The following is a 26220-nucleotide window of genomic DNA, read 5'->3' on the forward strand; positions in this document are numbered from 1 at the left end:
GCCAGAAACCGGCTCGACCAACGGCTAATGAAGCGGGAGTCACAGCGCAGCCGCTGCATGATCGCCTCACGTGTCTCTCCGTCGTCAAGCATCAGGATCAACCGGGCACGCCGCGTGTCTGCTGCGCGCACCGTTTGACTACGAGCCGCCGACAGCAATTGTTTGCGCTCAAGCGTGGTTAAGTTCATCTTTTCCATGTGTTTCATTGAATACCAAATAAGGTGCTTTTTCAATGACGCAATGGACTAGCGGTTTGAGCGGCTTTCTTTTGCCTACTTTTCTTTGCCGCTGCAAAGAAAAGTAGGTGCCGCCCCGCACAGGGGCAACCCAGGCAGACCGACGCAAAAACAAGGAAATGCCAATGGTTTAAAACCGCACACAAAGACGCTCAGTCTTCCTCACCTTCAGGAATTTCACCTTCAAACTCATCGCCATACTCGCTGCGGGCTTCACCGGCCGGCTCCCGAGCAGCATGCTCACCAAACCGCTCGGCAAACCCCACCTCGCCATCCGGCACAAACACATACCCGTGCCCCCACACCGTCTGAAGATAGCGCGGCTCAGAAGGATCGGTTTCTATGAGCCGCCGCAAACGCCAGATCGCGACATCGAGACTACGGTTCCGATACCGCCCAGCCTCCCCATACACGATTTCGATAATGCGCTCGCGTGAAAGAATCGTCATCGAGTGATTGACGAACAGCTTGAGAAACGCGAATTCGCTAGAACGCAGCGGCATGCGGACTTCGTCGCGATACAGCTCCCGCGAACGGAAATCGAGTTCAAAAGGGCCAAAGCGAAACGATTCCCGGCTCTCCGGCGCGCCCGTGAGGTTCGAAATGCTGCGCCGGCGCATGACAGAACGAATGCGCGCCACAAGCTCGCCCGGATCGAACGGCTTGCCCACGTAGTCGTCGGCGCCGAATTCGAGGCCCAGCACGCGGTCGATCACTTCGTTGCGCGCGGTTAGCATGATGACAGGCAAGTCGTCGCCGCTTTCGCGCAAGGCGCGCAGCGCGCTGATGCCATCCACGTCCGGCATCATGATATCGAGCACGACAACCTGCGGCCGCTCGGAGCGCAGCCGCTCCTGCATCGCGCGCACGGATGGCAGTGTCGTGACAGTCAAGCCACGCATCTGCAGATATTCGGCCGTGACGTCGCGCACGACCGGATCGTCGTCGACGAGAAAGATATTGTTTGCCATGCGTAAATCGTAAGGGACGAGAACGAGCCGGTACAAGCCCGCAGCCTTACCAATCCTTTCCCGCGCCTCGCGCGGGATACCAGGTTTACTGGTCGCTCGAAGCGGACTGGAACGAATTGCCCAATTGCGTCTGGTCGATCACCATACTGTCCAACAGCCCCTTGAGCTTCACCGCCGCGCTCGAATAGCGGTCGGTGCCGAGGCCGCGCACTTCGTAACGCCCCGTAACGGCAATATGGTTATGCATGAAGATCGTCAGGTTGATCGTCGAAAGATAGGCCCGGCTTTCGTCGCTGAACGTCGGCTTGCCGAATTCGATCGATGCGTTATACACGAGCCGTCCTTCACAACTCACCGGCTCGGTTCCGGCGCCATAGACGTCCGAAGTCACGCCGCGCTGAGAGAGCACGAGCTGCAACGAGGGCACGAAGTCTCCCGACGTAACCATGGGATTGTTCTCGATGCAGATCGAACTGAGATTGACCGGCCGGCCCGACACGAATTTAGGCGAGGAGTAATTTGACGCGACCGCGTAACCCGCCTGAATCACGGAGCCAGTCGCGTCGGCCGCAGTGATGAGCGTCCATGCGCAACCGTTGAGCGCGAGCGCCGCGGCGCATGCGGCGCATGCGGCGCATGCGGCGCCGAGTTTCACCGTGCGCGCGCTCGCACGGCTGACGTATGACGCGATTTCATGTGGCATGGGAGCGGATACCCGATGCGTTGATGGGCTGCGCGGAACATGACACGTTCCCGGCAGGACTTGCCACGCATGATCGGTGCAAAGCGATACGCGCGATAGCCGGGACATCGGTCAATGTTGAATGCCACTTTCCACTTCTTCAAAAACCTCCCGCTCGGTAAGGAGTTGAACGGCGATCGTGCGCGCTTTTTCAACGCAAAGGCGCGCACCACAAGCGGTCGACGACCTTGGGTCATTACCGGGCTCGGCTGCGCGTGTAATGTTTCGTAAGCGCTCCTGCATTCTCCCCGCTGAGTGAGACATTGCGGATGCACCGCCGCGCTATCGTTCTCACTGCAGTTCTCAATGCGGCGCCTCGCATCTTTGCGACGCCGGACGAGCCACACGCTGCACCTGTCTTTCTCCTGCTATTTCAACATGATCATGGCTGCCATGAACCGAGAACCGAAAATCCGTCGCGCCCCCTTCTTCAAGCGCGGCCTGAACGCTGCTGCGATCGCGCTGTTCGCGTCGCTCGCTGGCTCGCCGTTCGCACACGCTGCAAGCTTTCACTGCCCGCATAACGCGTCCGCTTCCGAGCGGCTCGTGTGCAACGATCCGACGCTCTCCGCGCTCGACGACAAACTGGCCGCGCTCTATCGCAGCGCGTTCGACACGACCACCGACACGACCGCGCTCGAGGCCGACCGCGTGAGCCAGTGGCAATGGCGCCAGCACAACTGCAAAGACAAGGCGTGCGTCACGGACTGGTACGACCGCCGTATCGCCGAACTCGAAGGCGATCTCAAGCACGGCAAGCAGGCTGCCGTCCGCCGCGTGAAGGAAGGCGTCGTGGACCAGCACCTGGCCCCGTCGGCACAGGACGCCGTGCTCGAAATGCACGGCATCCCGCCCGCGCCGAAGGACGATAGCGCAGCGGCCACACCCTCTGCAGACAGCGCGAAAAGCGTGAAGAAAGCAGGCGCGAAGGCCGCGGCTGCCGAACCCAATGCGCCGCTGCACCTGCAAAAGATGCCGAGCGGCGTGGCCGCTGACGCGCGCCAGACGCGGCTCGCGCAAGCGCACGCCCATCGCCTGCCCACGAAGGATGCCGCACCGTCCGGTGATGTCTCCGCGATGACCGCGAAAATGGCTGGCGCGAACTCGGCATTCGCCAAAGCGGCAGGCATGGCGTCCATCGACACGCCGCCCGCTCAGCCCGCGAGCCCCGCGGCCACCGAAGCAGCCGCAAAGCCGGCGGACCAGCCGAGCGTACAGCAGGGCGTGAGCGCACTCAACTGCGCATCCGTCGCGTCGACGGAACCCGCGCACGCTACGCAAGCGTCCATCGAGCAAGGCGCCGTCGCCATGAAGTAAGGGGCCATGTAAGCTACGGCAAGAAATCTGCGGTCGCGCGCTGTTCTGCCGGTTGTCGATATCAAATAAAATACGGCGATGAGTCCACACGTTCTCATCGTCGACGACGATCCGGTCGTGCGCGATCTCCTCTCCGGCTTTCTTCGAGCCAATGGTTTCGAAGCCTCGGTCCTCCACGACGGCACGCATCTCGGCGCGCGGCTGGAACGCGAGCGGCCATCGGTCGTCGTGCTCGACGTCATGATGCCCCGCACCGACGGCTTGCGTGCCCTTGCCGCCCTGCGCGCGCAAGGTGACGACATTCCGGTGATCTTCGCCTCTGCGCGCGGCACAGTGGGCGACCGCATTGCGGGTCTTACGCTGGGCGCGGACGACTACGTAGCCAAGCCTTTCGATCCCCACGAACTGCTGCTGCGTATCCAGACCGTGCTGCGCCGGCGCGGCAACGGACCCGCGGGCGCACCCGTGGCGCGCGAACGCTACCGCTTCGGCGCCTTCGAGCTCGATTTCATGGCGCGCACGCTCGAACGGGACGGCAAGCGCATACCGTTGCGCAGCAGTGAGTTCGTGCTCCTGAAGATTTTCACGGAGCATCCGTATCGCGTGCTTTCACGCGTGCTGATTCACGACCTGCTCCACGCAGACGGCCTGGAATTTAACGAGCGCAGTCTCGACGTACCGGTCTGGCGCTTGCGCCGCGTGATCGAAGACAATCCTGCACAGCCGCGCTACGTGCAGACCCTGCGCGGCAAGGGCTACGTGTTCGTGCCGCAGAGCGGGGCCGGCATTGAAGGCGACAACGACACTCCCACAGCAGACGACAGCGGCCGCAGCCTGAACGCGTAATTGCATGAACAATCCGTTGAATACGCTGTTCGGGCGCATGGCGCTGATGTCCGCGCTCCTGCTGTTCGCCATTCAGGCATGCTGGTTCATCGTGTTCGCGCCGCAGCCGCGCCGCCACGAAGTGGAAGGCTTCGAGCGCGGTCTGCTGCTCATGCTGCATGCCGCGACAAGCGCGGCACCCGGTACGGCGACGAGCGCGGCACCCAGCGCGCCCCCCAACGAAATGGACCTCGCGCCGGCCCTGCGCGTGCATCTCGTGCCCACGTGGAACATGCCCGCCGACGTGCGGCTCGAAGTGCCGATGCGCGAGCCGCTCGCCGACTTGCGCAAGCAACTTCTGCGCGACCTGCCGCCCGGCACCGAGATTCTCGCCGACCTGCGCCATCGCGAAGCCCTGTGGGTGCGTTTCGCGGGCCAGCCCACGTGGATCGTCGCGCCGGTCGATCTGCCGCCGCCGCGCAACTTGCTGCCGCTGTTCGGTTCGATGCTCGCCATCTCGCTGCTTCTCGCGCTGCTCGCCATGTGGCAAATGCAGCGGCCGCTTTCGCTCGTAGCCCAGGCCGCGCGCGCGTTCGGCACCGGCCATCGTCCCGCGCCCGTCAAGCAGCACGGGCCGCGCGAATTGCGCGAACTGATCGGCTCGTTCAACGGCATGATGAAGCAGCTCAACGAAGCCGACGACGATCAGGCCGTCATGCTCGCGGGCGTCGCTCACGATCTCAAGTCACCGCTCACGCGCCTGAAACTGCGTGCGAGCATGATGGGCTCGGAGCGCGAGCGCGAACAGCTCATCCGCGAAGTCGATTCGCTCAACGATATCGTCCAGCAGTTTCTGGAATTTGCGCGGCAGCGGCCCGAATCGGGTCCCGAAGTGGAAGTCGATGCGCTGCTGCGCGAGCAGTTCTTTTCCGATGCCGGCGACGACCACGATGCCCTCATCAGGCTCGATCTGTGCGCGGGCTCGGCGTTTCGGCTGCCGCGCACGCTGCTCGACCGGCTCGTGTCGAATCTCGTCGACAATGCGCTCGAGCATGGCGTACCGCCCGTGGAAATCGCCACGCGCCGCGAAGGCGCGCAGTGGATCGTCGAAGTGCGCGATCATGGCCCCGGCATCCCACCGGAGCGCGTGGCCTCGGCGATCAAACCCTTCGTACGCCTTGACGAAGCGCGCGGCGGCGAAGGCCATTGCGGGCTGGGGCTCGCCATCGTGACGCGCCTCACGCGCAATCAGGGTGGCCGCTGCGAGTTGTCCAATCACCTCGAAGGCGGGCTGCGCGTGCGTATCGCGCTACCGGCCGATGCACGGGCCGCTGGGTAAGTCCTTTATGGCCCTCCGATTGCCCGTTGATTCTTCGCTGCGCGCCGCTCAGACCACGAGCCGGCCGCGCAGGCGATTCACCGTATCGTACGCAAGGCCGAGGCCCACGGTGAGATAGCGGTTGAGGTCCCCGTAGCTTCCCTGCACCGCGTCGAACGCGGCCTGCAGATAGCTGGCCTGCACGGGCGGCGACACGTTGACCGAATCCACGCCCGTTGAGCGCCACGCATCGGTCAGCATGAAATCCTTCACGATGATTTCGAGCGGCACGTTTGCGATCAGTAGCAACAGCGCGCACGCCCAGCCCACCACGTCCACGCCTGTCCCAGCCGTGATCAACAGCGGCCCCGGCGCGTCCGCGATATGTTCGAGCAGCGCGCCGTAGATCGAACATTGCATGCGGCCAGTCACGAGCGTGCGCCAATGCGTTTGCATCGCCGCATCCAGTTCGCCGGCCAGCATTCCAGCGAACGACGGCCGCTCGAGCGTGCCCAGCACATTGAGCGCGAGGTAACTGGCCGTGGCGGGTGTCATGTCGGGCGCCGCGTCGATTTCCGCAGGCGTGCGCAAATCGTAGACGTTGGAAAGCGCCATGCGCGCAAGCGTCGCGGCGTCGGCTGCGTTCGGGGAGAGCGCGTCGGAGCGGTAAATCAAGGCGCGGCGCACGTGCGCGCCGTCGCTCGTCGAGTAGCCCGGTGCAGCGCCGCCCAGATCACGGAAGTTCGCGACGGAACCGATGACGGGCGTCGGCGCGTCCTGCGCGCCGTCGCCTCCGGTGTATTCGCCGCCACACGCACTCAGCAACGTGCTGGCGCAGCCGCTCAGCGCAAGCAAGCTCACCGTGCCCTTGAGCAGCGCGCGGCGCGGCGGGTTGGCGACTGCGCCGCCGCCACTGCGGTTGAAGTTGCCGGTCGCGGCCACAGGCAAACGCTTACGCGCCTGCGCGAACGAAGAAGTGTAGGCGGAGAAAGGCAAATTCATCGGTTGGCAGCTAATGTTGGGAACCCGCAGTTCGAGCGGGCCGCTGCAACGTCGCGCGTCGCATGCGTTCGGAAAGGGCGCAGTTTACCGGCAGATGCGCCTGAATAGGTAAAAGCGCAAAACACCGTAATAATTCTTTCCGACTTCCGGTGCATTGCGCACTGACATTCTCCGCCGGTTTCTATTTATATTCTTACCGGACCTTTCCATTTACACACAACAGGTAATTCTGGTGCTAATGCGCGGTTATTTCCCGCTTCAATCCATGCTTGAATATCGGCTGCACGGGGCATTTTCTTTATAGATCCTCCAAGTCCTTTCCAAATATTATTCTTGACGCTCTTTGTCGCGCTTTTATAATCGCCCGTGAATTCAGGCATTCGCCTGGCCGTCGTGGCAGTCATCGGCTGCCCCTGGGAGTACTACGTCATGTACAAAGGCAGTGTGACCGAAGAAGCGCGTGAAGTGCTGCGCGCAATCGAGCTGATCCAGCTGGGCGCACGCATGCCTGTGCTCGAAAAAGAACTGACGCTTTCGCGCAATCGTTTGATCAGACTTTATCGGGAACTCAAGAATGCTTCGCCGCCCAAGGGTATGTTGCCGTTTTCGGCGGACTGGTATTTCACGTGGCTGCCGAACATTCATGCGTCGCTCTTCTACAACATCTATCTTTTCCTCACGGATAGAGCGAAATGCAGTCGGCTCGATGCCCTCACGCGGGCGTACCGCCTTTATCTCGAGCACTGCGAAAGCGCCGAAACCGAACGCGTATTGAGCTTCACGCGGGCGTGGACGCTGCTGCGCTTCTTCGAAGGCGGCCTGCTCACGCTGTCGAGCTGCACCGTTTGCTCAGGCCGTTTCGTGCGCCACGTGCGCGACGCACACAAGCCCACCGCCTGCTGCATTTGCATGCCGCCCGCGCGCGCCGGCATGACGCGCGCCGCACGCGCGAGCCGCAATACGGAAACCGACACCCCGGCGTCCACCTCCGCCACGCGAGGCCGCGCCGCAGCAGCGCTGGGCGAGCTATCGGGCACCATGCGCGACACGCTCGCCGAAGTCACGCGCGCCCTCGATCCGAAGCGTTCAGCGAACCGCTTGCGCCTGGTCGCTTCGGTTCCCGTCTAAGCGAAAGCAGACGTTCCTCACCTCACATCCTCATCGCGCTCTGCATCCGCCTGCAGAGCGCGAATATTGCACGCGCAAATCCGGCAGATTGCTTTGTGATCCTGATGAACGTGCCGATTCTGGAGAAGTTCGCATTGCTGCGCCGCAAGCTCGATAGCGTGTGAGTGGGCGGCCTGCCAGATCTCCCAGGCGATCTGCGCGCCGCTTTGCGAATAGTCGTCGTTTTGATCGCGCTCGAGCGCATCGGGCAGGCGCGTGTGGACTTGCAGATAGTGCGTGCGATAAAGCGCCTCGAAAATCTCGCGGCGTGACGGGCGCTTCAAGCTCGCCTCTTCGCGAACGTGACCGGATTTGTGAGGCGCTGAGACTTCATCCACATGCGACGTCGAGGTGTACTTCTTCTTGCGGGTGGGGAGGATCACGCGGTCGTCGCGGGGCAATACGCGCACGATGTTACGGATACCGATATTGTCGCAGGCTGGGTAAAAGAATTGGCCGCGGAATATCGCGAATTTTTCTGCGTTATTCGTGGCTCGTTTCACCTCCGGACCTGCGATTATTGTGGGCATAAGAAAGTCGAAAGGAGTCGACCATGCAAATCGGGGCGGCGACACAGTTCGCCAACAGCAGCGCCAACACGAACACACTCCGTGCGGGCGCGGCTTCAGACCAGGCAGAACAGGACGGCACGCAGTCGAGCGACGATTCGACGAACGTCGCGTCGCCCACATCGCAGGACGATGCCGTGCAGATTTCGCAGCAAGGCTATGCTGCCTCATCCACTGACGATACCGCAGACAGCGACGACGCCGCGACCGACGCGAGCGATGCAACGGACGCGAGCGATACCAGCGATGCAACGGACCCGAGCGACACGAGCGACGCCGCCAGCGCAACCGACGCGACATCGACGCCGGCCAACGCGCAACCCGTGAAATCGCTCGTTTATGGCGCGCTAGGGCTCGAGCGTCCCGACACGCCCGCCGACCCGAACCACACCTATACGCTGGGGCGCTGGATCGCAGCGGGCATCACGCTGGGCGGCATCATTTCCCTGTTTATCTGAGCGCACTGCGTCGCAATGCCCGGCGCGGGGCACATCGGCTTGACGCTGGATGCCCCTGCAATCGCCACGATCATCGGCTGCGTGAAGCCATAAGGCAGGCGCCACGCGTTGGCGCATCGCCTGTCCGTATCCGCCAAACTGGCGGAATCCGCCGATTGATCTTCGCACCGAAGTGGCCCATATTCGAATGAGTGCGCAAATCAGGCACCGATTTCGCAGCATTTCGTCAATCGAAGCGAAAGCACGCTCGTCCCATGCTCAACGCCCCTGGTCACGACGATTCTGGTCCGTCGGAGTGCCCCTACTGCGGGACCAGGTTCAATCTACCGCTCACACTCTGCCCCCAATGCGGAGCCAATCAACTGGCTGCTGCCGCCCGCATCGCAGCCGCGAGCGACCCCGTGCCCGACGAACGCGCGCACGGGGTCGCCGAGCGCCTGCGCGCAAACCTGGGCGCGCTCCCGGGTGGCCTTGGCGGCAATCGGGCCTACGACGGTGAGTACCCTTCGATCGACGAGGCACACGTCGCCGAGCGGACGCGGCTGCCGCGCTATGCATGGGCGGGTCTCGGCGCGCTCGCGATTGCACTCAGCGGTTATGCGTTCCTGCATCGCAGCGAATGGGAGCCGAAGCTCGGCGCACAGGTGGTCGTGGGGTCCGTGAGCGGTGCGAAGGCCACACAGGGCACTCAGGCCACTCGGGGCACACTTGCCGCGCTGGCTAGCCGGCCGCCCGCCGTCCTGCCGCGTGGGAGCGCGGCGCAGCACCGCGTCGCCCAGGAGAATGCGCCTGCCGTCCCACGCGCGCCCGCCGCGCCGCGCTATGCGAGTGCGCATCCCGGCGTCGCGAGCAATCTGGCCAGCGCGCGCCTCAATCTCGACAAGAACAACCTTTGGCCCGCTCGCAGGGCGCTCACGAGTGCGCTCGCCGTAGAGCCCGGCAACCCCGACGCGCAGCAGATGCAAGCCGACCTCGTCGCCCGCGAGCAGCAGCGTGACGCGTTGATCGGCCAGGCACGGCAATGCGAGCACGAGCGCCAATGGGCTTGTGTGCGGCAAGACGCGAGGCATGCCGTGAATGTCGACGCGTCGAGCCGCGAAGCGAGGCGCCTGCTCACGCTCGCCAGCGCCGAGCGCCGGCCGGGCGCCGGAAAGCACAATGGCCGGGCGTGGCCATGGGAAAGCCAGTATGCGCAGGCGGGCGACAGCCGTTCTCGCCAGGATCCTCTCTTCTGGCATCACTGATCCTTCCCGCCCCCGAGGGCAGTACTTGCAGAGAATTTGTGAACGATGAGAATATTGAACAACGTTCAATATTCTCATCCCTATGTCTACACCCACGTCCGCTTCCCCAGGTGTCCTTGCACAATAGATCCCAAAAAAAATAGCAATAGACCCGGAAAACCGGCCTTGCTGTCCCGCATGGACGGCACCTTCACGATCCCAAAGCGGGTGTCCTGCATATCGTCCCAGTTATATCCGACCGTGGCCAATATGCTGCCCAGGAAATAGGAGCCGTCGAGCATCGTGAACATTTGCGTTCCCGGATTATTCGGGAAAAGGTGCTGCGGCGCCGTTGGCCCCATGCTTCGGCGCGCGCCAGTATTCGCGCTAGTCGTGCTGAAGGCCATGCTTTTCCACGTCACAACCTGGCTGAACGAGGTATTAGGCACAATATCGTCGCCGCAGAAGTCGATGTGATCGTGTTGGCTTCGGCAGGAATCCTCGGAGGAATCGCACTGGTTGTGCTGCGTCGGGAAAGTCAGCATGACAGGCGGGCGTAAAAGCACGGCGAACCACGAATCCGTGCAAGACGCTGCGCCGACGGGACAGGATTTTCTTTCATCGGTGCATCCCCACGTCGGCGCGCGGTGCATATATTTAAAGTCCGGTACCGATCATGTCCGGGGAATCACAACAGCGGAGGTCATCATGAGCTACAGCCTGGAGGGACGCATACTGGAAGTCTGCGAGTGCAAGGTGCTTTGCCCGTGCTGGATCGGCGAAGATCCCGACAACGGCACGTGCAGGTCGACAGTCGCGTATCACTATGACAAGGGCGCGGTGGACGACGTGGATGTATCGGGACTGACGATCGCGCTTGCCTGCTTCATCCCGGGCAACGTGTTGAAAGGCAACTGGCGGGTGATCATTTTCGTCGATGAACGTGCCAGCGATGCCCAATTCGAGGCGCTCGCCAGCGTCTACCGGGGTGAGCGGGGCGGCCCACTAGCCGACTTTGGCAAACTGTTCGGCGACATCGTGGCGATCGAACGTGCCGCGATCGATTTCGATGTGCGCGATGGCAAAGGCACTCTCAAGGTCGGTAACACCACCTACGCCGAACTCGAACCTTATCTTGGACCCACTGGCGAGCCGACCAAACTGGTCGAAAGCATTTTCTCGACGATTCCTGGCTCTCCTGCATTCGTCGGCAAGGCCAGCACGTTCCGGATGCAGGACCAGAAGCTCGGCATCGACCTCGATCTGAGCGGGCATAACGCCATTCAGGGGTATTTCACATTCCAGGCGTGATGCACCTCGCAAACGCAGTCGCTGGCATACCGCCTGGGCATCGCAATGAGCGCGGCTTCGCACCCCCGTCTGTTCGTGCCGCTGGCAGTCACGCTGATCGCCGCGGCGTGGCTCACCCTATGGGTATGGGACAGCAGTCCGTACGCGCGCTACCTGCATCGCGTCGACTGGTCTCAAACTGGCTTGGCCGGGCTGTGCAGCGTGGCCCCTGCGGGTCTCACGATCATTCCGGCGGTGCTGCATGCCGCTGCGTGGCTATTGATGATCGTGGCGATGATGCTACCGACAATGCTGCCGTTGCTGCAGATATTCGAGAGGTTGACAGCCGCACGCCCGGACCGAAAGCGTCTGCTGCTGCTCGTGGTGCTCGGTTATCTATCCGTGTGGGGCGCTTTCGGCCTGCTTGCCCATGCAAGCGATGCCGGCCTGCACGAAGTGGTACGGCAAACACCGTGGCTGGTTTGGCATGGGTGGATCGTCGGTGCCTCAATCTTGGGGCTCGCAGGCGCGTATCAATTCAGTTCACTCAAGTATCGATGTCTCGACAAGTGCCGGTCGCCGCTGATGTTTGTCAGCGAGCAGTGGCGCGGCGGCAACGTTCGTCGGAACAGTTTCCTGCTCGGGATACGTCACGGCCTGTTTTGCGTCGGATGTTGCTGGACGCTGATGTGCCTGATGTTTGCCGTCGGCACCGGCAGCATTGGATGGATGCTGGCGCTCGGTGCGGTGATGTCGGCTGAGAAAAATCTGCCTCAAGGACGCAGATTGAGCACGCCGTTGGGCGCCGCCCTGCTAGGGTGGGCGGCGTTGATCGTAGTGAACGGTCTTCGGCAGGCCTAATCGGCCTGACTGCGATTTCCGGTGTCGATGCTTGTCAATTGTATTAGAACCGTTGCCCTGGTGCCCCATGTCGGGGGCCGCTTCTACCGAAGCAAGACCGTCGCTTGGGGTCGGTATGTGCCATTTTGTGACCGTCCGCCTCATGCCAAGCCTCGGTCATTCAATTCACGCAGCCGAAGGGCAGTTGCGGGTCGATATGCGTCCGACGCGACGGGCCTCCATTGCGATCGTTGTCCACCACTGGCCGACGACCTATGGACACCATCCCAACGCCTATCGTCATCCCTCGCGATGAACAGGCTGCGGATTGATGTCCGCGTCGTCCGAGCCCTGCAGCGCAACGCCTATACTGCGGGATTCGCCCAACAACGCAATGCGTTGGCGAGATCGGGCCAGCCGCAGCGAACCTATTGCATCCTCGACCGGAGCCGTCCGGATGGACTTTAACGTCGGCCTCTTCGAAGTCCTGTTGCTCGTTTCGGCATTGGTGGCAATGCTCGTGCGGCGCTTGCACATGCCGTACAGCGTCGGTCTGGTCATCGCTGGCATCGTCCTCTCTTTCCTGGCGTCTTCCCGATTTCCCGTTATCCCCCTCAACGAGGATTTCATTTACAACGTTCTACTACCGCCACTCATTTTCGAAGCGGCGTTTCACATGCGTTGGGGTGAAATTCGCAGGGACTTTGCCGTAGTCCAGACCTTAGCTTTCGTCGGAGTGCTCGTGTCGGCTGGCGTGGCGGCAATGGGCATGCATTACCTGTTGCATTGGGAATGGATTTCGGGCCTTCTTTTCGGCATGTTGATCGCCGCCACGGATCCAGTCTCTGTCCTTGCAAGTTTCAGGGAAGCCGGCGTGGCTGGGCGCTTCAGGAATTTGATGGAGGCAGAAAGCCTGTTCAACGACGGCACGGCCGCGGCAGGCTTTCGCGTTGTGCTGGCATTCGTTGGCGGCGCGCACGTTCATCCGATCGACGTGCTGAGGATCTCCGGCATCGTGCTTCTCGGTTCGGTATTTTGCGGCTTGCTGATTGGCAACGTTGCGCTGTCGCTGCTACACCGTACCGACGATCACCTGGTCGAGATTGCGTTTGCAATGATCGCGGCCTATGGCTCGTTTCTGCTCGCCGAGAATCTTCATCTTTCGGGGGTGCTGGCAACGCTGGTTGCAGGCCTCGTGATGGGGACGCGCAACGCGGTCAATCCGATGACGAAGAGAGGCCGCGAAGCCGTCGAGAACGTACTTGAATACGCGGTATTTTCCGCGAATTCGTTCATCTTTCTCTTCATTGGCATTCAGCAGGTTCAACGGGAGTACGAAACGGTGTGGGCTTCGATCGGCATCGCCGTGGTAGTCGTGATGCTGGCCCGCGCTGTGGCTGTCTACCCGTGCTGCATGCTTTTCGCGCGCTCATCGCTGCGCATCGACGTGCGGCATCAACATATCCTGTTCTGGGGTGGAATGCGAGGTGCGCTGGCTTTGGCGCTCGCGATGGGCTTGCCGCCCGGCGTGCCGCGTCGCGAGGAAATCGTTACGGTGTCCTTTGCCGTGGTCGCCTTTTCAATCTTCGTTCAGGGCACCACGATGACAGCGCTACTGCGGCGATTGCGGGTCGTGTGACGTTACGTGGGTGCGGCGAAGATGTCAGTGGAGCATCGTGACCGGGGTTGAAGTCAGGCGCCATAACCTGGCGAGGACGGTCCATTTGTGGAAGAACCCGAGGTGGCTTGCGTCAAGCACCACAATATCCGCATGCCCCTTCTCTGCACACTGCGCGATGGTCCGCTCCGCCGGCCCGAACACGCGTTTCCATGTGTACGGGACGCCAGCGGCATCCAGAATCGCCCGCGTCTGCATGAGCGCATCGAGTGCTGCCTGTTTCTCCCGCCTGTGCAACGCTGCCGGTGAATGAAACGCTACGGCACGGCCTTGCGCCACATCGTCGAGCACTTCGACGATCTCAACCTCGGATACGCATCGCTCGGCAAACAGGAACGCTCCGTGACGCGCCGCTTCAGTTGCCCCTTTGGCACCGAGCACGGGAATAAGCAGTTTCAGCACAGCCAACCTCCAGTCCACACCAATTCGTCATTCTCAGCTTGATTGAAGCACGGACCTCGCCAGGATGACGTAAAAGTAAAGGAGCGACGTATAAAAATCTCATCAACATCCTACGCCGACCAGGCAATATCCAACCCCGGTCTCCGTCACAATATGCTCGGGTCGGGCCGGATCTCCTTCGAGCTTCTGGCGCAGGTGCGCCATATAGATTCGCAGATAGTTCGCGTTTTGCGCATGGGCGGGTCCCCAAACCTCCTCCAGGAGTTGGCGATGGGTCAGCACACAGCCCGCATGACGAATGAGCGTGACCAGCAGGCGATACTCGATGGGTGACAGATGGATCGTCTCGCCGTCGCGCTGCACCGACCTGGCCGCCAGATTGACCGTCACCGCGCCGAACGACACCCTGGCCGAATCCGGCATCACGGAGCGATCCTGCCTGCGCAGGTGCGCCCGGATTCGTGCCAGCAATTCGGCGATGCCGAACGGCTTGGTCACGTAGTCGTCAGCCCCTGCGTCGAGCGCCGTCACCTTGTCCTTTTCCCGGGAGCGTGCCGACAGCACAATGACCAGCACAGCGGACCAGGCTCGCAGTTGCCGGATCACGTCCACACCATCAATATCCGGCAGACCCGGATCGATAATCACCAGGTCCGGCCTGGCGATGGCGGTGATGGCGAGACCCTCCTTCCCGGTGCTGGCATCGAATACGCGCATCGCCTCGCTTTCAAGCGAGGCTCGCACATACCGGCGAATCTGCCTGTCATCCTCGATCAGGACAACCGTAACGGTCGGATCGCTCATGACATTCATATGCAATTCACGACGTACTACGGGAGACGTTTGGCGACCGGCTCTGGAACGTGCCCGTTTCGGGAAGCTCCGGGACTTCGGTTTCCGCGGGTGGTGTCTCGTCCGCAGGCAACATGAACCAGAAACAGGCGCCGAGCACTTTACCGCTCATATCGGTGCGGTTTGACGCGCCTATCCTGCCCCCGTGCGCCTCGACGATCGCGCGGCAGATGGCAAGCCCCAGACCAATGCCCGGGAGTGCCGATTCCTTCTCACCACGGGTGAACTTGTCGAACACCCGTGATTCCATTCCCGCAGGCAGACCCGGCCCGCTATCCGAGACTTCGACCCGCACGTACCGGTGTGCCTCATCCTGCAACATGGACGCATCGATGGTTAGCAGTGTCCCGGCGGGCGTATATTTGGCCGCGTTCTCGAGCAGGTTCGCGAAGAGCCGTTCGACGAGTACCGCGTCGAACTGCACAAGCGGGATATCCGGGGGCACACGTGCCTGAACCTTGCGTTCGCCCAGCATGCGCCGGTAGCCGGCCAGCGCGGAGCCGATCACCTCCTCGATCGACGACCACTGCCGGTTCAGCCGCATGCTGCCTTCCTCGAGACGCGCCATGTCGAGCAGATTGACGACGAGCCCATTCATCCTCAGTGCCTCCTCGCGGATCGCCTCCGAAAGCTCCTGTGCCCGTGGCCCGCCTGTCACGGCAGCGCCCTGCTCGGCAAGCACCGATGCAAAACCCACGATCGCCGTGAGGGGTGTGCGCAAGTCATGGGAAATCGCGGACAACAACGAGTTGCGCAGTCGTTCCGACTCCATGCTGACCAGTGCGTCCTGCGCGATCTCGACGTAGTGCACCCGTTCGAGCGCGAGCGCGATCTGCGCGACGAAGGTGTCGAGCATGCGCCGCTGCTCGGGCACGGCAAACTCTGCCATCCGTTCGGACAGCAACGCGAACACGCCGCGCGTGCGCATCGGCGCCTTGAGCGGCAGGTACAGCGCCGTCGCGGCAGGAAGGGTCTCCGTGCCGTGACCGGCCTGTTTCTGCTGGTCGTAGACCCATTGGGCGATATCGCGATCGAGATCGACGTCGTTGAGCGTGGTCGCCGGATCGGGATTCTCCACTTTGGGCCGCACCTTCTCCGTGCTATCCGGCAGCAGGATCGCCGTATGTGCCTGGAACACTTCGCTCACGTGACGCATGCCGATCTCGATGATCTGGTCCGTCATCAGTGCGCCACCCAGTTCGCGCGTCATCGCGAACATGGCCCCCGTGCGGCGCTCGCGCAGCGTGGCGAGATGCGCCTGACGCTTGAGGCTCGCCGTCAGGTGACTGATCATCAGCGAGGTCATCAGCATCACGGCAAAGGTGAGCAGATATTGTGTGTCGGCGACCGTGAACGACATGCGTGGCGGCACGAAAAAGAAGTCGAACGCCGCCACGCCGAGAAACGAGAACAGCACGCCTGGCCCGCGCCCGAGCCGTGCGGCCGTGAAGACAGCGCCGAGCAGGTAGAGCATCACGAGATTGGTCTGCGCGATCCGGTCAAGCAGCATGCCCGCGATCGCAGTAATGGCCGCACAGATCGCGACTGCGTAGGCGTAAGGCACCGGTGCGGAGCGGCGCGCTCCCATAGCGGGCCCAGCAAACCCCCTCACCGCATCGTGGCGCTCGGCGGCTTCGCGCACCGCGCCGGAGTTGACCACCGTGACGTCGATATCGCGCGCCGACCAGACCATCTGCTGTGCGACGGACGGACTGAGGCGCGCGCGCCATCCCCTCACAGATGACGCGCCCACCACCAGCTTCGATACGTTGCGCATGCGAGCGTAAGCCAGCACCGTCGGCGCGACCTCGTCGCCCTGCAGCGTGACCGTTTCCGCACCCAGCTCGGACGCGAGCTTGAGCGCGTCGAGCGTGCGCTTACGAATGGCATCAGGCAGCCGCGCAAGCTTCGGCGTCTCAACGTAGACTGCCAGCCAATCCGCTTTCTGATTCGAAGCGAGGCGCGCCGCCGCACGCACGAGATTGCTACTCTCCTGGCCCGCGCCGACGCACACGATGATGCGTTCGCGCGCCTGCCAGATCCGCTCGATCGACTGATCGGCGCGGTATTCGCGCATCTGCGCATCGACGCGGTCAGCCGTGCGGCGCAACGCGAGTTCGCGCAGCGCGATCAGATTGCCCTTGCGAAAGAAATTGCGGACCGCGTGCTCCGCCTGCTGCGGCATGTAAACCTTGCCTTCGCGCAGCCGGTCAAGCAGTTCCTCAGGCGGCAGATCGACCAGCGTCACCTCATCGGCGAGATCGAACACGCGGTCGGGTACCGTCTCCCACACGCGGATGCCCGTGATCTGCCCGACCACGTCGTTCAGGCTCTCGAGATGCTGGACGTTGACCGTCGTGAACACGTCGATGCCGACATCCAGCAGTTCCTGCACGTCCTGCCAGCGCTTCAGATGCCGGCTGCCCTGGACGTTCGAATGCGCGAGTTCGTCGACGAGGATCAGCTGCGGCTTGCGCGCGAGCGCGGCGTCGAGATCGAATTCGGCTAGCAGGCGGCCGCGATATTCAATGCGCGCCGGTGCGATGACCTCCAGGCCTTCGATCAGTGCGAGCGTCTCCTTGCGCCCATGCGTTTCGACGATCCCCACGACGACGTCGGCACCTTCGTCCTTGCGGCGACGCGCGGCCTGCAGCATCGCAAACGTCTTGCCGACGCCGGCCGATGCACCAAAGAAAATTTTGAGCCGTCCTCGCTGGCTTTTCTCCTCGTCACGCTGCATCCGGTCCAGCAGTTCGTCGGGATCGGGCCGGTTCATCGCACGTCTCCTTGCGAGTCATCCCATTGTCGTACTGTCGGAGGGACGCGCGTTGGCCAGGTCACGCCGCGCCAGCAGAACCTCAACGCATCGGCTTGATCTCGTCGAGCGCGAGATTCAGCGTCAGCACATTCACGCGCGGCTCACCGAATATGCCGAGCTGCCGTCCAGAGGTGTGCTGCGCGATCAGTCCGTCGACCTGGTCGAGCGGCAGTCCCCGCGCTTTCGCCACGCGCGCGGCCTGATACGCCGCCGCAGCCGGTGTGATGTCAGGGTCCAGCCCGCTGCCTGACGAAGTCACGAGATCCACCGGAACAGGCATCGTGTTCGATGGATCGGCGTCATGCAGCGCCGCGATGCGCCCCTTCACTTCGTCGGCGAGCGCGGGATTCGTGGGGCCGAGGTTCGAGCCGCCGGAATTCTGTGCGTTATAAGGATTCGGCGTCGTCGCCGATACGCGGCCCCAGAAATAGTACGGCGCGTCGAACTGCTGGCCGATCAGCGAGGAGCCGACCGGCTTGCCGTCCTTCTCGATCAGGCTGCCGTTGGACTGCCGCGAAAACACGGCCTGGGACACCGCCGTCACCACGAGCGGATAGATTCCGCCCGTGATCACCGTCAGCACAACAAATAGGACCAGCACGGGGCGCAGATAATTGTTCATGGTTCAGACCCATCCAAATGCGGCAAGCACGACATCAATCAGCTTGATGAACGGAAATGGCAAGAGGATTCCGCCAAGGCCATAGATCAGCAGATTCCGGCGCAAGACAGCCGCGGCGCCGAGTGCACGATACCGGACACCCTTGAGCGCGAGCGGGATGAGCGCGACGATGATGAGCGCGTTGAAAATGACTGCCGACAGGATGGCCGACGACGGGGAGGTCAGGTGCATCACGTCCAGCACGCGCAGATTCGGATAAGTGGAAGCGAACGCCGCCGGAATGATCGCAAAGTATTTCGCAACATCGTTTGCAATGGAGAACGTCGTGAGCGAGCCGCGCGTCATGAGCATCTGCTTGCCGATCTCGACGATCTCGATCAGCTTCGTCGGGTTCGAATCGAGGTCGACCATGTTGCCCGCTTCCTTCGCCGCCTGCGTGCCGCTGTTCATTGCCACCGCGACGTCAGCCTGTGCGAGCGCGGGCGCGTCGTTGGTGCCGTCGCCCGTCATCGCGACGAGACGCCCGGCCGTCTGATGCTCGCGGATCATCTTGAGCTTGGCTTCCGGCGTCGCTTCGGCGAGGAAGTCATCGACGCCGGCTTCAGCGGCAATGGCTGCGGCCGTGAGCCGGTTATCACCGGTGATCATGACCGTGCGGATGCCCATCTTGCGGAGTTCGGCAAAACGCTCCTTGATGCCACCCTTGACGATATCCTTCAGCTCGATCACGCCGAGCACGCGTGCCGGACCACCTTCGCCAGTGCCGTGGCCACCCGGCTTCTCGGCGACCACCAGCGGCGTACTCCCGCGTCTCGCGACATCCGTCACCGCATTGTTGACCTCTCCCGGATAGCGACCGCCATGGGCCTCGACATACAACTTCACCGCATCCGACGCACCCTTGCGGATCTCGCGCTCCGGCAGGTCGACGCCGCTCATCCGCGTCTGCGCCGTGAAGCCGAGGAACGTGGCGTGCAGCGCGCTCATGTCGCGCTCCCGGATATTGAAGCGCTGCTTTGCGAGCACGACGATGCTGCGGCCCTCCGGCGTTTCGTCGGCGAGCGACGCCAGTTGCGCTGCGTCGGCGAGGTCCTGTTCAGAGACGCCCGGAGCCGGTACAAAGGTCGACGCCTGCCGGTTACCCAGCGTGATGGTGCCCGTCTTGTCCAGCAACAGCACGTCGACGTCGCCAGCCGCCTCGACAGCACGCCCCGACGTCGCGATCACGTTCGCCTGCATCATCCGGCTCATGCCGGCGACGCCAATCGCCGAAAGCAGTCCCCCGATGGTGGTGGGAATCAGGCACACCAGCAGGGCCACGAGGGCCGTGATGGTCACGACGTGGCCCGCCTGTGCGGCCGCAACGGAGAAGATCGAAAACGGCAGCAACGTCGCCGTGGCGAACAGCAGCACGAGGGTCAGCGCCACCAGCAGGATCGTCAGCGCGATCTCGTTTGGCGTCTTCTGACGTTTGGCCCCTTCGACCATTGCAATCATCCGGTCAAGGAATGCCTCCCCGGGATTGACCGAGACCCGCACGACGATCCAGTCCGACAGCACGCGCGTGCCGCCCGTCACCGACGAAAAATCACCTCCCGATTCGCGAATCACCGGCGCGGATTCGCCCGTAATGGCCGATTCGTCAACGGACGCGACGCCCTCGATGACCTCGCCATCAGCCGGAATCGTGTCGCCCGTCTCGACCAGCACGACATCGCCTTTCCTCAGATCGGTGGAGGCCATGACCGTGACGGGCGATTTCGGATGGGAGTCGTTGAGCTTTTTCGCCATCACGTTGTGCTTCGCGCTGCGCAGCGATGCTGCCTGTGCCTTGGAGCGGCCTTCGGCAAGCGCCTCCGCAAAGTTGGCAAAGAGCACGGTAAACCACAACCACAGGGCAATGGCGAGGATGAAGCCCGCCGGCGCCTCGGCCTGACCCGCGAGCGCGGCAAACCAGAGTATCGTCGTCAGGATACTGCCCACGTACACGCAAAACATCACGGGATTGCGCAGCTGCGTACGCGGCTTGAGCTTTCTGAAGGACTCGGCGATCGCGGGCTTCACGAGCACCGGGTCGAACATCGACCGTGCGGCCGTGCGCGCCTGGCCAAGATTGTCGGGACGATGGGCAGGAGGTTGACTGGACGTAGTCATGCTTTCCTCATACTCAGTGAGCTGCAATCATCGACAGATGTTCGGCAACGGGCCCAAGTGCAAGCGCAGGCACGAACGTCAGCGCGCCGATCAGAAGCACGGCCCCGAGCAGCAGCACGACGAACAGCGGGCCGTGCGTGGGTAAGGTCCCTTCGGTCACCCCGATGCGCTTCTTTTCGGCGAGCGAGCCCGCGACGGCGAGCACCGCAACCATCGGGACGAACCGGCCAAACCACATGGCGATTGCCAGCAGCACGTTATAGAACGGCGTATTGACGGAAAGCCCAGCAAACGCGCTGCCGTTGTTGTTCGCGGCCGAGGTAAATGCGTAGAGAATCTGGGAGAATCCGTGCGGGCCGGGATTGGAGATACCCGCGGTGCCCAGCGGTGACAGCACGCCGATCGACGCGCCGACGAGCACGATCAGCGGCATGATGAGGACCGCGATCGATACCATTTTCATCTCGTAAGATTCGATCTTCTTGCCGACATATTCAGGTGTGCGCCCGATCATCAAACCGGCAATGAACACCGCGAGAAGCGCGAATACCAGCATCCCGTAAAGCCCGGAACCTACGCCGCCGTAGACGACCTCGCCCAGCTGCATCATCAGGATCGGGACGAAGCCGCCCATCGGCGTGAGCGAGTCGTGCATGTTGTTGACCGCGCCGCACGATGCTGACGTGGTGGCGACCGTGAAGATGCCGGAGTCGGCAATACCGAACCGCACTTCCTTGCCTTCCATGTTGCCGCCCGTCTGCAACGGCGACCTTGTCTGGTCGACGTGCAACGAGGTGAACAACGGATTGCCCGCCTGCTCGGATGAGATCTCACCCCAGCATCCAATCGCAAATGCGATGGTCATGGCCGCAAGCACGGCATAGCCTTGCCGGTTGTCGCCGACCATGCGGCCAAAGACGATGCACAGCGCCGCGCCAATGCACAGCATGGCGATCATCTGGACGAAATTCGCCAGCGGCGTCGGGTTCTCATAGGGATGCGCGGAGTTGCCATTGAAAAAGCCGCCACCGTTGGTGCCAAGCATCTTGATCGCTTCCTGGGACGCCAACGGCCCCATCGCAATCGTCTGCTTATCCGCCTTCATGTCCTGCATCACGGGGTTGCCCTTTGCATCCTTGAGCGGGTTGCCCTGTGCATCGGTCTTTGGCACCTGGTAGGTCGTGACCTGGAGCGTCGGTACGTCCACGTATGCCCTGAAGTTCTGGATCGCCCCCTGACTCACGAACACCAGCGCGATGACAACCGATATTGGCATGAGGATGTACAGCGTGGAGCGCGTCAGGTCGACCCAGAAATTGCCGATCGTCTTTGTCGTATGGCGGGCAAACCCCCGGATGAGCGCGACGGCCACGGCAATCCCGGTCGCTGCGGAAAGGAAGTTCTGCACGGCGAGCGCCGTCATCTGCGTGAGATAGCTGACGGTCGTTTCCGGCGTGTAGTTCTGCCAGTTCGTGTTGGTAATGAAGCTCACTGCCGTGTTGAAGGCAGCATCGGGCGTCATCGGACCGAATCCCTGCGGGTTCGCAGGCAGCCATTGCTGCAGGCGCAGAAAGCCATACACCGCCAATGCGCCCAGCGCGTTGAACAGCAGCACCGCGAACGCGTACTGCTTCCACGACATCTCGGCATCCGGATCCACCCCAGCAAGCTGATACAGGGAACGCTCGACAGGCCGGCCGATCTTGCGCACGACGACAGACGAGCCGTCGAGCACCGAAGTCATGTAGTGACCAAGCGGAATGGCGACAGCAGTCAGGACGACGATGAAAAGCACGACGTGGAGTAAGTTGTAGGAATTCATTCGAGCTCCTCCGCGCGCAGTAGCGCGTACACGAGGTACACGAGCAGGAGAAGCGTCGCGGCGGCGGCGAGCCAGATCATCCATGCGGTCATGGCCGGCCTCCCGGTGCATGCCCGTAAAGCTTCTCGCAACCAATGACAAGCGCGACACTGAGTCCGACGAAGACCACAATGCCGGCAATGTAGATCAGGTCCATATTGATTCCCCGCAACGGATCGGAAATCACGACGTGAAGTCAGCCCCTTCCACTGGCCTTGTCTAGCCTAGGCAAGGCCAAATAAAAAAGGTGTAAATATCGAAGACATGGGGAAAGGTGGCCGTCGACGCTTCCCTGGCCGGTGCGTCACCTGGGTCGATCGCGTAAGCTGTTTAATTCATCGGGTCCTGGTCTCGATATGACGGAATCGCCTGCAAAATCCTTCTCGTGTGACCTACGCTACGAGCGACGGCGTCGCGGAACTGATGCAAAATCCGCGTACCGATGGCTGCGATTTGCAGTGATTCAAACCACACGACCTTAGCCAACATGTCGAACCCAACTAACACCAGCGTCGATCCGGCTGGCCAGCGCGAGAACAACACAAGTCCTCCACATGCGCCACCCTCAGCGCTCGGCGCCGGCGCATTGGCATCGCTGGCACTCGCAGCGCTCGGTATCGTTTTCGGTGACCTCGGAACGAGTCCGCTGTACGCATTGCAGGAGGCTTTCAATGGCGCGCGTGGTGTGGCGGCGACGCCCGAAAACGTGGTGGGGATCGTCTCGCTCTTTCTGTGGTCCCTCATCCTGATGGTGAGCGTCAAGTATGTTCTCGTGCTGATGCAGGCCGACAATCATGGCGAAGGCGGATTGCTGGCACTCCTGGCGCTACTGGTAGGCGAGCGTACGGGACGCGAAACACGGAAGGCTGCACTACGCTGGGTGTTCCTCGCGATGTTCGGCACAGCCATGCTGTATGGCGACGGCGTCATCACTCCCGCGATATCCGTGCTGAGTGCGGTCGAGGGGATCGAGGTCACCACACCGGCCTTTTCGCACTACGTCGTGCCGATCACCGTAGTGATCCTCGTGGCGCTGTTCGCCGTCCAGCCCCTTGGGTCGGGCAGGGTCGGTGTGGCATTCGGGCCGATACTGGCGATCTGGTTTGTCGTGATCTTTATCCTCGGCGTCGCGTCCATTGCAGGAACGCCCGGCATTCTTGCAGCGTTCAACCCGATCAACGGCTTCACGTTCTTCCTGCACAACGGCTTCAGGGGCTTTCTCGCGCTGGGAGCCGTGGTGCTGTGCCTGACCGGCGGCGAAGCACTGTATGCTGATATGGGGCACTTTGGCGCCAGGCCTATACGTCTGGCCTGGTATGGATTGGCACTGCCTGCGCTCACTGCCAGCTATCTTGGACAGGGCGCACTTTTGCTGCGCGATCCCGGCGCAGCATCGCGGCCCTTCTATTCGACTGTACCCACGTGGGCGCTGTATCCCATGGTGGTCCTGGCGACGCTCGCCACCATCGTCGCGTCGCAGGCCCTGATCTCTGCGGTATTCTCACTCACGCGACAGGCGGCACAACTCGGGCTCTCACCTCGCGTGACAGTCAGGCACACTTCGTCAAGCACGGCCGGACAGATCTACCTGCCCGGTCTGAACTGGCTTCTCATGGCCGGCACCATCGGCGTGGTGCTGCTCTTCCGCTCGTCAGACAGTCTTGCGGCCGCTTTTGGCATTGCGGTGTCAACAACCATGGCGATTACAACCTTGCTGTTCGCTGCTTTCGCCCACGTGCGATGGAAGTGGCCTGTGTGGCGTGTCGCACTCGTCGCCGGGGTTTTCATGGTGGTGGATGCATCTTTTGTTGCCGCTAATGCGCTGAAATTTGCGGACGGAGGCTGGCTGCCACTGGCGATCGGCGCCCTCACGTTTCTGGTATCGACGTCCTGGCTCGTTGGGCTACGGACAATGCGCCGTTCACGGGGGGATTCGGGCTTGCCGCTTGACGTCTTTATCGCAAGTCTCGCGAAAGACACACCATACAGGGTCACGGGCACGGCTGTGTTTTTGATGGCAGCCGGTGACTCGGTGCCCACAACGCTGCTTCATCATCTGAAGCACAATCAGGTCCTCCACAGGCGGGTGATTCTGCTGACGTTGCTGACCGAGGAAATCCCGCGCGTCCCGCAGGAAGAACGGTTCGACGTGCAATGCTTCGACCAGGGATTCGTTCGCGTTGTGGGTCGCTACGGCTATCTGGAGTCGCTCGACGTGCCGGAACTCCTCAGGCAAGCCTTGCAGAAAGCCGGACAAGAAGCGTATGACGCCATGACCACCTCCTTTTACCTCGGGCGCGAATCGCTCACCGTATGCACGGGCCTGAACTTCGGCCGGCGGTTGCTGTTGAGTTTGTTCATCCTGTTGCGCAGGAATGAACTGGATGCGACCACCCACCTACGGGTGCCGCCTAATCGCGTGGTCGAGATGGGGGCGAGGCTCGACCTCGATTGAGTGAGCCGCGGCGATCAGTTTGAGCGAGCGGTCTGGAACTGCGGCGCAATGCATCTACACAGTCGCCGGGAGATTTGCATGGGCTCGTCTTCGGACGCCCTTATAATCCGGCATGACTTCATCCATCTCCCACGCAGCAAGCTTACGGCCGCCAGCACCGGCAGCTCGATTCATCGGTTTTTTGGTCGCGCATACCTCAGCGGGCCATTCACGGCGGACGATCGCATGAAAATACCCAAACGACTTGCACCGCTTCTCGAAGAAGGACTGATCGACGAAGTCATCGGCCAGTTGATGAGCGGCAAGGAGGCAACAGTCTACGTCGTGCGCAGCGGCGAATCGACGCGTTGCGCCAAGGTCTATAAGGACGCGAAGCAGCGCAGTTTTCGGCAAGCCGCGTCGTATCGGGACGGTCGCAAGGTCAAGAACAGCCGGCAGGCGCGGGCGATGGAAAAAGGTACGCGCTACGGCCGTCAGATGCAGGAAGCGTCATGGCAGAACGCTGAAGTCGATGCGCTGTTCCGGCTCGCCGACGCGGGTGTGCGCGTGCCGCAACCCTATATTTGTACCGACGGCGTGCTGCTGATGGAGCTGGTGATCGACGAGGTGGGCGACGTCGCACCACGGCTCAACGACGTCGATCTGACCGAAGCCCGCGCCCTCGAACTGCACGCGCTGCTGCTGAACCAGGTTGTCCGGATGCTCTGCGCAGGGGTGATTCACGGCGACCTGTCGGAATACAACATCCTGCTGGCAGCGGATGGGCCGGTGATCATTGATCTGCCACAGGCCGTCGACGCAGCCGGCAACAACGAAGCGGCCTCGATGCTCAAGCGAGACGTCGACAACCTGGCTGCGTATTTCGGACGGTTTGCACCGCAAATACTCACCGCGAGTTTTGGCACGGAGATCTGGGCGCTCTTTGAAGCTGGGCAGCTGCATGTCGATGCCGAACTGACCGGTCGCATCGAAGCCGACACGCGACCTGTGGACCTCGACGGCGTGCTGCAGGAACTCGAAGAGACACGCCTTGAGGAGGAGGCGCGAGTGCGGCGACAGCAGGAACTGAGCGCAGGCCGGTAACCGTGCTCGATGTCCCCCGAAGATCGTCCGAAAGTAAAGGTCTTCGAGGATGTCGCCGCTCGGCCAGCAGCGGGCAGTGGCGAGCATGAAGCCAATGCCCGCATTCCGCGCGGTTACCATCACGGAATCACGCGATCGCCACCGCGCAACCACACTTGACGCGGCCGTTTGCCCTTAAGGTGACGAGTCGATGGCCTGGTGACGAAAGTGGGCTCGCATCGGCCATGCACACCGCGAGAATGCTTTGTCCATGGTTGCGGCTTGAAGATGCGAGCGACTCACGCCATTCCTCTCGTTCAGAAGTGCATAGCGTATTCGTCCATCGACCTTTATACGC

25 protein-coding genes are annotated in these 26220 nt (G+C 62.2%); 11 read left to right on the forward strand and 14 right to left on the reverse strand.

Annotated features, from left to right (window positions below; all coding sequences use genetic code 11):
- From M3I54_RS33155 to M3I54_RS33165, 3 genes are all read right to left on the reverse strand, one after another.
- Nucleotides 1-197, reverse strand: a 197-nt coding sequence (locus tag M3I54_RS33155) for a helix-turn-helix domain-containing protein (RefSeq protein ID WP_254343426.1), incomplete at its 3' end; no start/stop codon positions are given.
- A gap of 191 nt (nt 198-388) precedes the next feature.
- On the reverse strand, nt 389-1207 hold the full coding sequence (locus M3I54_RS33160) for a response regulator (protein ID WP_254343429.1): 819 nt from the start codon (nt 1205-1207) through the stop codon (nt 389-391).
- Between the two features lie 85 nt (nt 1208-1292).
- The gene (locus M3I54_RS33165) at nt 1293-1910 is read right to left on the reverse strand and encodes a hypothetical protein (protein WP_254343431.1); all 618 of its coding nucleotides are present in this window, start codon (nt 1908-1910) and stop codon (nt 1293-1295) included.
- Nucleotides 1911-2342: 432 nt separating this feature from the next.
- On the opposite strand from M3I54_RS33165, the gene M3I54_RS33170 reads away from it, so the two are divergent.
- The 3 genes from M3I54_RS33170 to M3I54_RS33180 all read left to right on the forward strand — a co-directional run bounded on the left by M3I54_RS33170 (nt 2343) and on the right by M3I54_RS33180 (nt 5430).
- Nucleotides 2343-3266, forward strand: coding sequence for a lysozyme inhibitor LprI family protein (locus tag M3I54_RS33170; protein WP_254343433.1), 924 nt, complete (start codon nt 2343-2345; stop codon nt 3264-3266).
- Between the two features lie 78 nt (nt 3267-3344).
- Nucleotides 3345-4112, forward strand: a complete 768-nt coding sequence (locus M3I54_RS33175) for a response regulator (RefSeq protein WP_254343435.1) — start codon at nt 3345-3347, stop codon at nt 4110-4112.
- 4 nt (nt 4113-4116) lie between these two features.
- Complete coding sequence (locus M3I54_RS33180) at nt 4117-5430, forward strand: ATP-binding protein (RefSeq protein WP_254343437.1); 1314 nt, start codon at nt 4117-4119, stop codon at nt 5428-5430.
- Nucleotides 5431-5478: 48 nt separating this feature from the next.
- On the opposite strand, the gene M3I54_RS33185 is transcribed toward M3I54_RS33180, so the two are convergent.
- Nucleotides 5479-6411 (reverse strand): tyrosine-protein phosphatase, encoded by a 933-nt coding sequence (locus M3I54_RS33185; RefSeq protein ID WP_254343440.1) that lies wholly within the window; start codon nt 6409-6411, stop codon nt 5479-5481.
- Nucleotides 6412-6596: 185 nt separating this feature from the next.
- Nucleotides 6597-6815 (reverse strand): hypothetical protein, encoded by a 219-nt coding sequence (locus tag M3I54_RS33190; protein ID WP_254343441.1) that lies wholly within the window; start codon nt 6813-6815, stop codon nt 6597-6599.
- Nucleotides 6816-6840: 25 nt separating this feature from the next.
- Here M3I54_RS33190 and flhC point away from each other — a divergent pair, with 25 nt between their 5' ends.
- The gene (flhC, locus tag M3I54_RS33195) at nt 6841-7539 is read left to right on the forward strand and encodes a flagellar transcriptional regulator FlhC (protein ID WP_254343444.1); all 699 of its coding nucleotides are present in this window, start codon (nt 6841-6843) and stop codon (nt 7537-7539) included.
- A gap of 17 nt (nt 7540-7556) precedes the next feature.
- On the opposite strand, the gene M3I54_RS33200 is transcribed toward flhC, so the two are convergent.
- Nucleotides 7557-8081 carry a hypothetical protein gene (locus tag M3I54_RS33200; protein WP_254343446.1) on the reverse strand — a complete coding sequence of 175 codons (525 nt, stop codon included), beginning with the start codon at nt 8079-8081 and terminating at the stop codon, nt 7557-7559.
- 50 nt (nt 8082-8131) lie between these two features.
- Here M3I54_RS33200 and M3I54_RS33205 point away from each other — a divergent pair, with 50 nt between their 5' ends.
- Together M3I54_RS33205 and M3I54_RS33210 are read left to right on the forward strand one after the other, a co-directional pair.
- Nucleotides 8132-8605 carry a hypothetical protein gene (locus M3I54_RS33205; RefSeq protein ID WP_254343449.1) on the forward strand — a complete coding sequence of 158 codons (474 nt, stop codon included), beginning with the start codon at nt 8132-8134 and terminating at the stop codon, nt 8603-8605.
- A gap of 401 nt (nt 8606-9006) precedes the next feature.
- Nucleotides 9007-9849, forward strand: coding sequence for a hypothetical protein (locus tag M3I54_RS33210; RefSeq protein ID WP_254343451.1), 843 nt, complete (start codon nt 9007-9009; stop codon nt 9847-9849).
- Between the two features lie 86 nt (nt 9850-9935).
- Here M3I54_RS33210 and M3I54_RS33215 read toward each other — a convergent pair whose 3' ends face one another.
- Nucleotides 9936-10373: a hypothetical protein gene (locus M3I54_RS33215; protein WP_254343458.1), complete on the reverse strand. Its 438-nt coding sequence runs from the start codon at nt 10371-10373 to the stop codon at nt 9936-9938.
- 163 nt (nt 10374-10536) lie between these two features.
- Between M3I54_RS33215 and M3I54_RS33220 the strand changes: the two genes are divergently transcribed.
- The 3 genes from M3I54_RS33220 (at nt 10537) to M3I54_RS33230 (ending at nt 13597) form a co-directional block, all read left to right on the forward strand.
- Entirely contained in the window at nt 10537-11139 is a 603-nt protein-coding gene (locus M3I54_RS33220; RefSeq protein ID WP_254343460.1) for a DUF1326 domain-containing protein, read from the forward strand.
- 45 nt (nt 11140-11184) lie between these two features.
- Complete coding sequence (locus M3I54_RS33225) at nt 11185-11979, forward strand: DUF2182 domain-containing protein (RefSeq protein WP_254343462.1); 795 nt, start codon at nt 11185-11187, stop codon at nt 11977-11979.
- Between the two features lie 373 nt (nt 11980-12352).
- On the forward strand, nt 12353-13597 hold the full coding sequence (locus M3I54_RS33230) for a sodium:proton antiporter (protein WP_254343464.1): 1245 nt from the start codon (nt 12353-12355) through the stop codon (nt 13595-13597).
- Nucleotides 13598-13621: 24 nt separating this feature from the next.
- On the opposite strand, the gene M3I54_RS33235 is transcribed toward M3I54_RS33230, so the two are convergent.
- From M3I54_RS33235 to M3I54_RS33265, 7 genes are all read right to left on the reverse strand, one after another.
- Nucleotides 13622-14038, reverse strand: a complete 417-nt coding sequence (locus tag M3I54_RS33235) for a universal stress protein (RefSeq protein ID WP_254343466.1) — start codon at nt 14036-14038, stop codon at nt 13622-13624.
- 102 nt (nt 14039-14140) lie between these two features.
- Entirely contained in the window at nt 14141-14842 is a 702-nt protein-coding gene (locus tag M3I54_RS33240) for a response regulator (RefSeq protein WP_254343468.1), read from the reverse strand.
- Between the two features lie 16 nt (nt 14843-14858).
- Complete coding sequence (locus M3I54_RS33245) at nt 14859-17666, reverse strand: sensor histidine kinase KdpD (protein WP_254343470.1); 2808 nt, start codon at nt 17664-17666, stop codon at nt 14859-14861.
- 82 nt (nt 17667-17748) lie between these two features.
- Nucleotides 17749-18330 (reverse strand): potassium-transporting ATPase subunit KdpC, encoded by a 582-nt coding sequence (gene kdpC, locus M3I54_RS33250; RefSeq protein ID WP_254343472.1) that lies wholly within the window; start codon nt 18328-18330, stop codon nt 17749-17751.
- Nucleotides 18331-18333: 3 nt separating this feature from the next.
- Nucleotides 18334-20484, reverse strand: a complete 2151-nt coding sequence (gene kdpB / locus M3I54_RS33255) for a potassium-transporting ATPase subunit KdpB (protein WP_302059246.1) — start codon at nt 20482-20484, stop codon at nt 18334-18336.
- 13 nt (nt 20485-20497) lie between these two features.
- A complete protein-coding gene (gene kdpA / locus M3I54_RS33260) occupies nt 20498-22306 on the reverse strand; it encodes a potassium-transporting ATPase subunit KdpA (protein WP_254343474.1) in 1809 nt (602 codons plus the stop codon).
- A complete protein-coding gene (locus M3I54_RS33265) occupies nt 22303-22398 on the reverse strand; it encodes a potassium-transporting ATPase subunit F (RefSeq protein WP_254343476.1) in 96 nt (31 codons plus the stop codon). Before M3I54_RS33265 ends, kdpA begins: the two co-directional genes overlap by 4 nt.
- 434 nt (nt 22399-22832) lie before the next feature.
- Here M3I54_RS33265 and M3I54_RS33270 point away from each other — a divergent pair, with 434 nt between their 5' ends.
- Together M3I54_RS33270 and M3I54_RS33275 are read left to right on the forward strand one after the other, a co-directional pair.
- Nucleotides 22833-24800, forward strand: coding sequence for a potassium transporter Kup (locus M3I54_RS33270; protein ID WP_254343478.1), 1968 nt, complete (start codon nt 22833-22835; stop codon nt 24798-24800).
- A gap of 225 nt (nt 24801-25025) precedes the next feature.
- A complete protein-coding gene (locus tag M3I54_RS33275) occupies nt 25026-25883 on the forward strand; it encodes a PA4780 family RIO1-like protein kinase (protein ID WP_254343532.1) in 858 nt (285 codons plus the stop codon).
- The last annotated feature ends 337 nt before the right edge of the window (nt 25884-26220 follow it).

This window comes from Paraburkholderia sp. CNPSo 3274 (assembly GCF_024206475.1).
GTDB lineage: Bacteria > Pseudomonadota > Gammaproteobacteria > Burkholderiales > Burkholderiaceae > Paraburkholderia.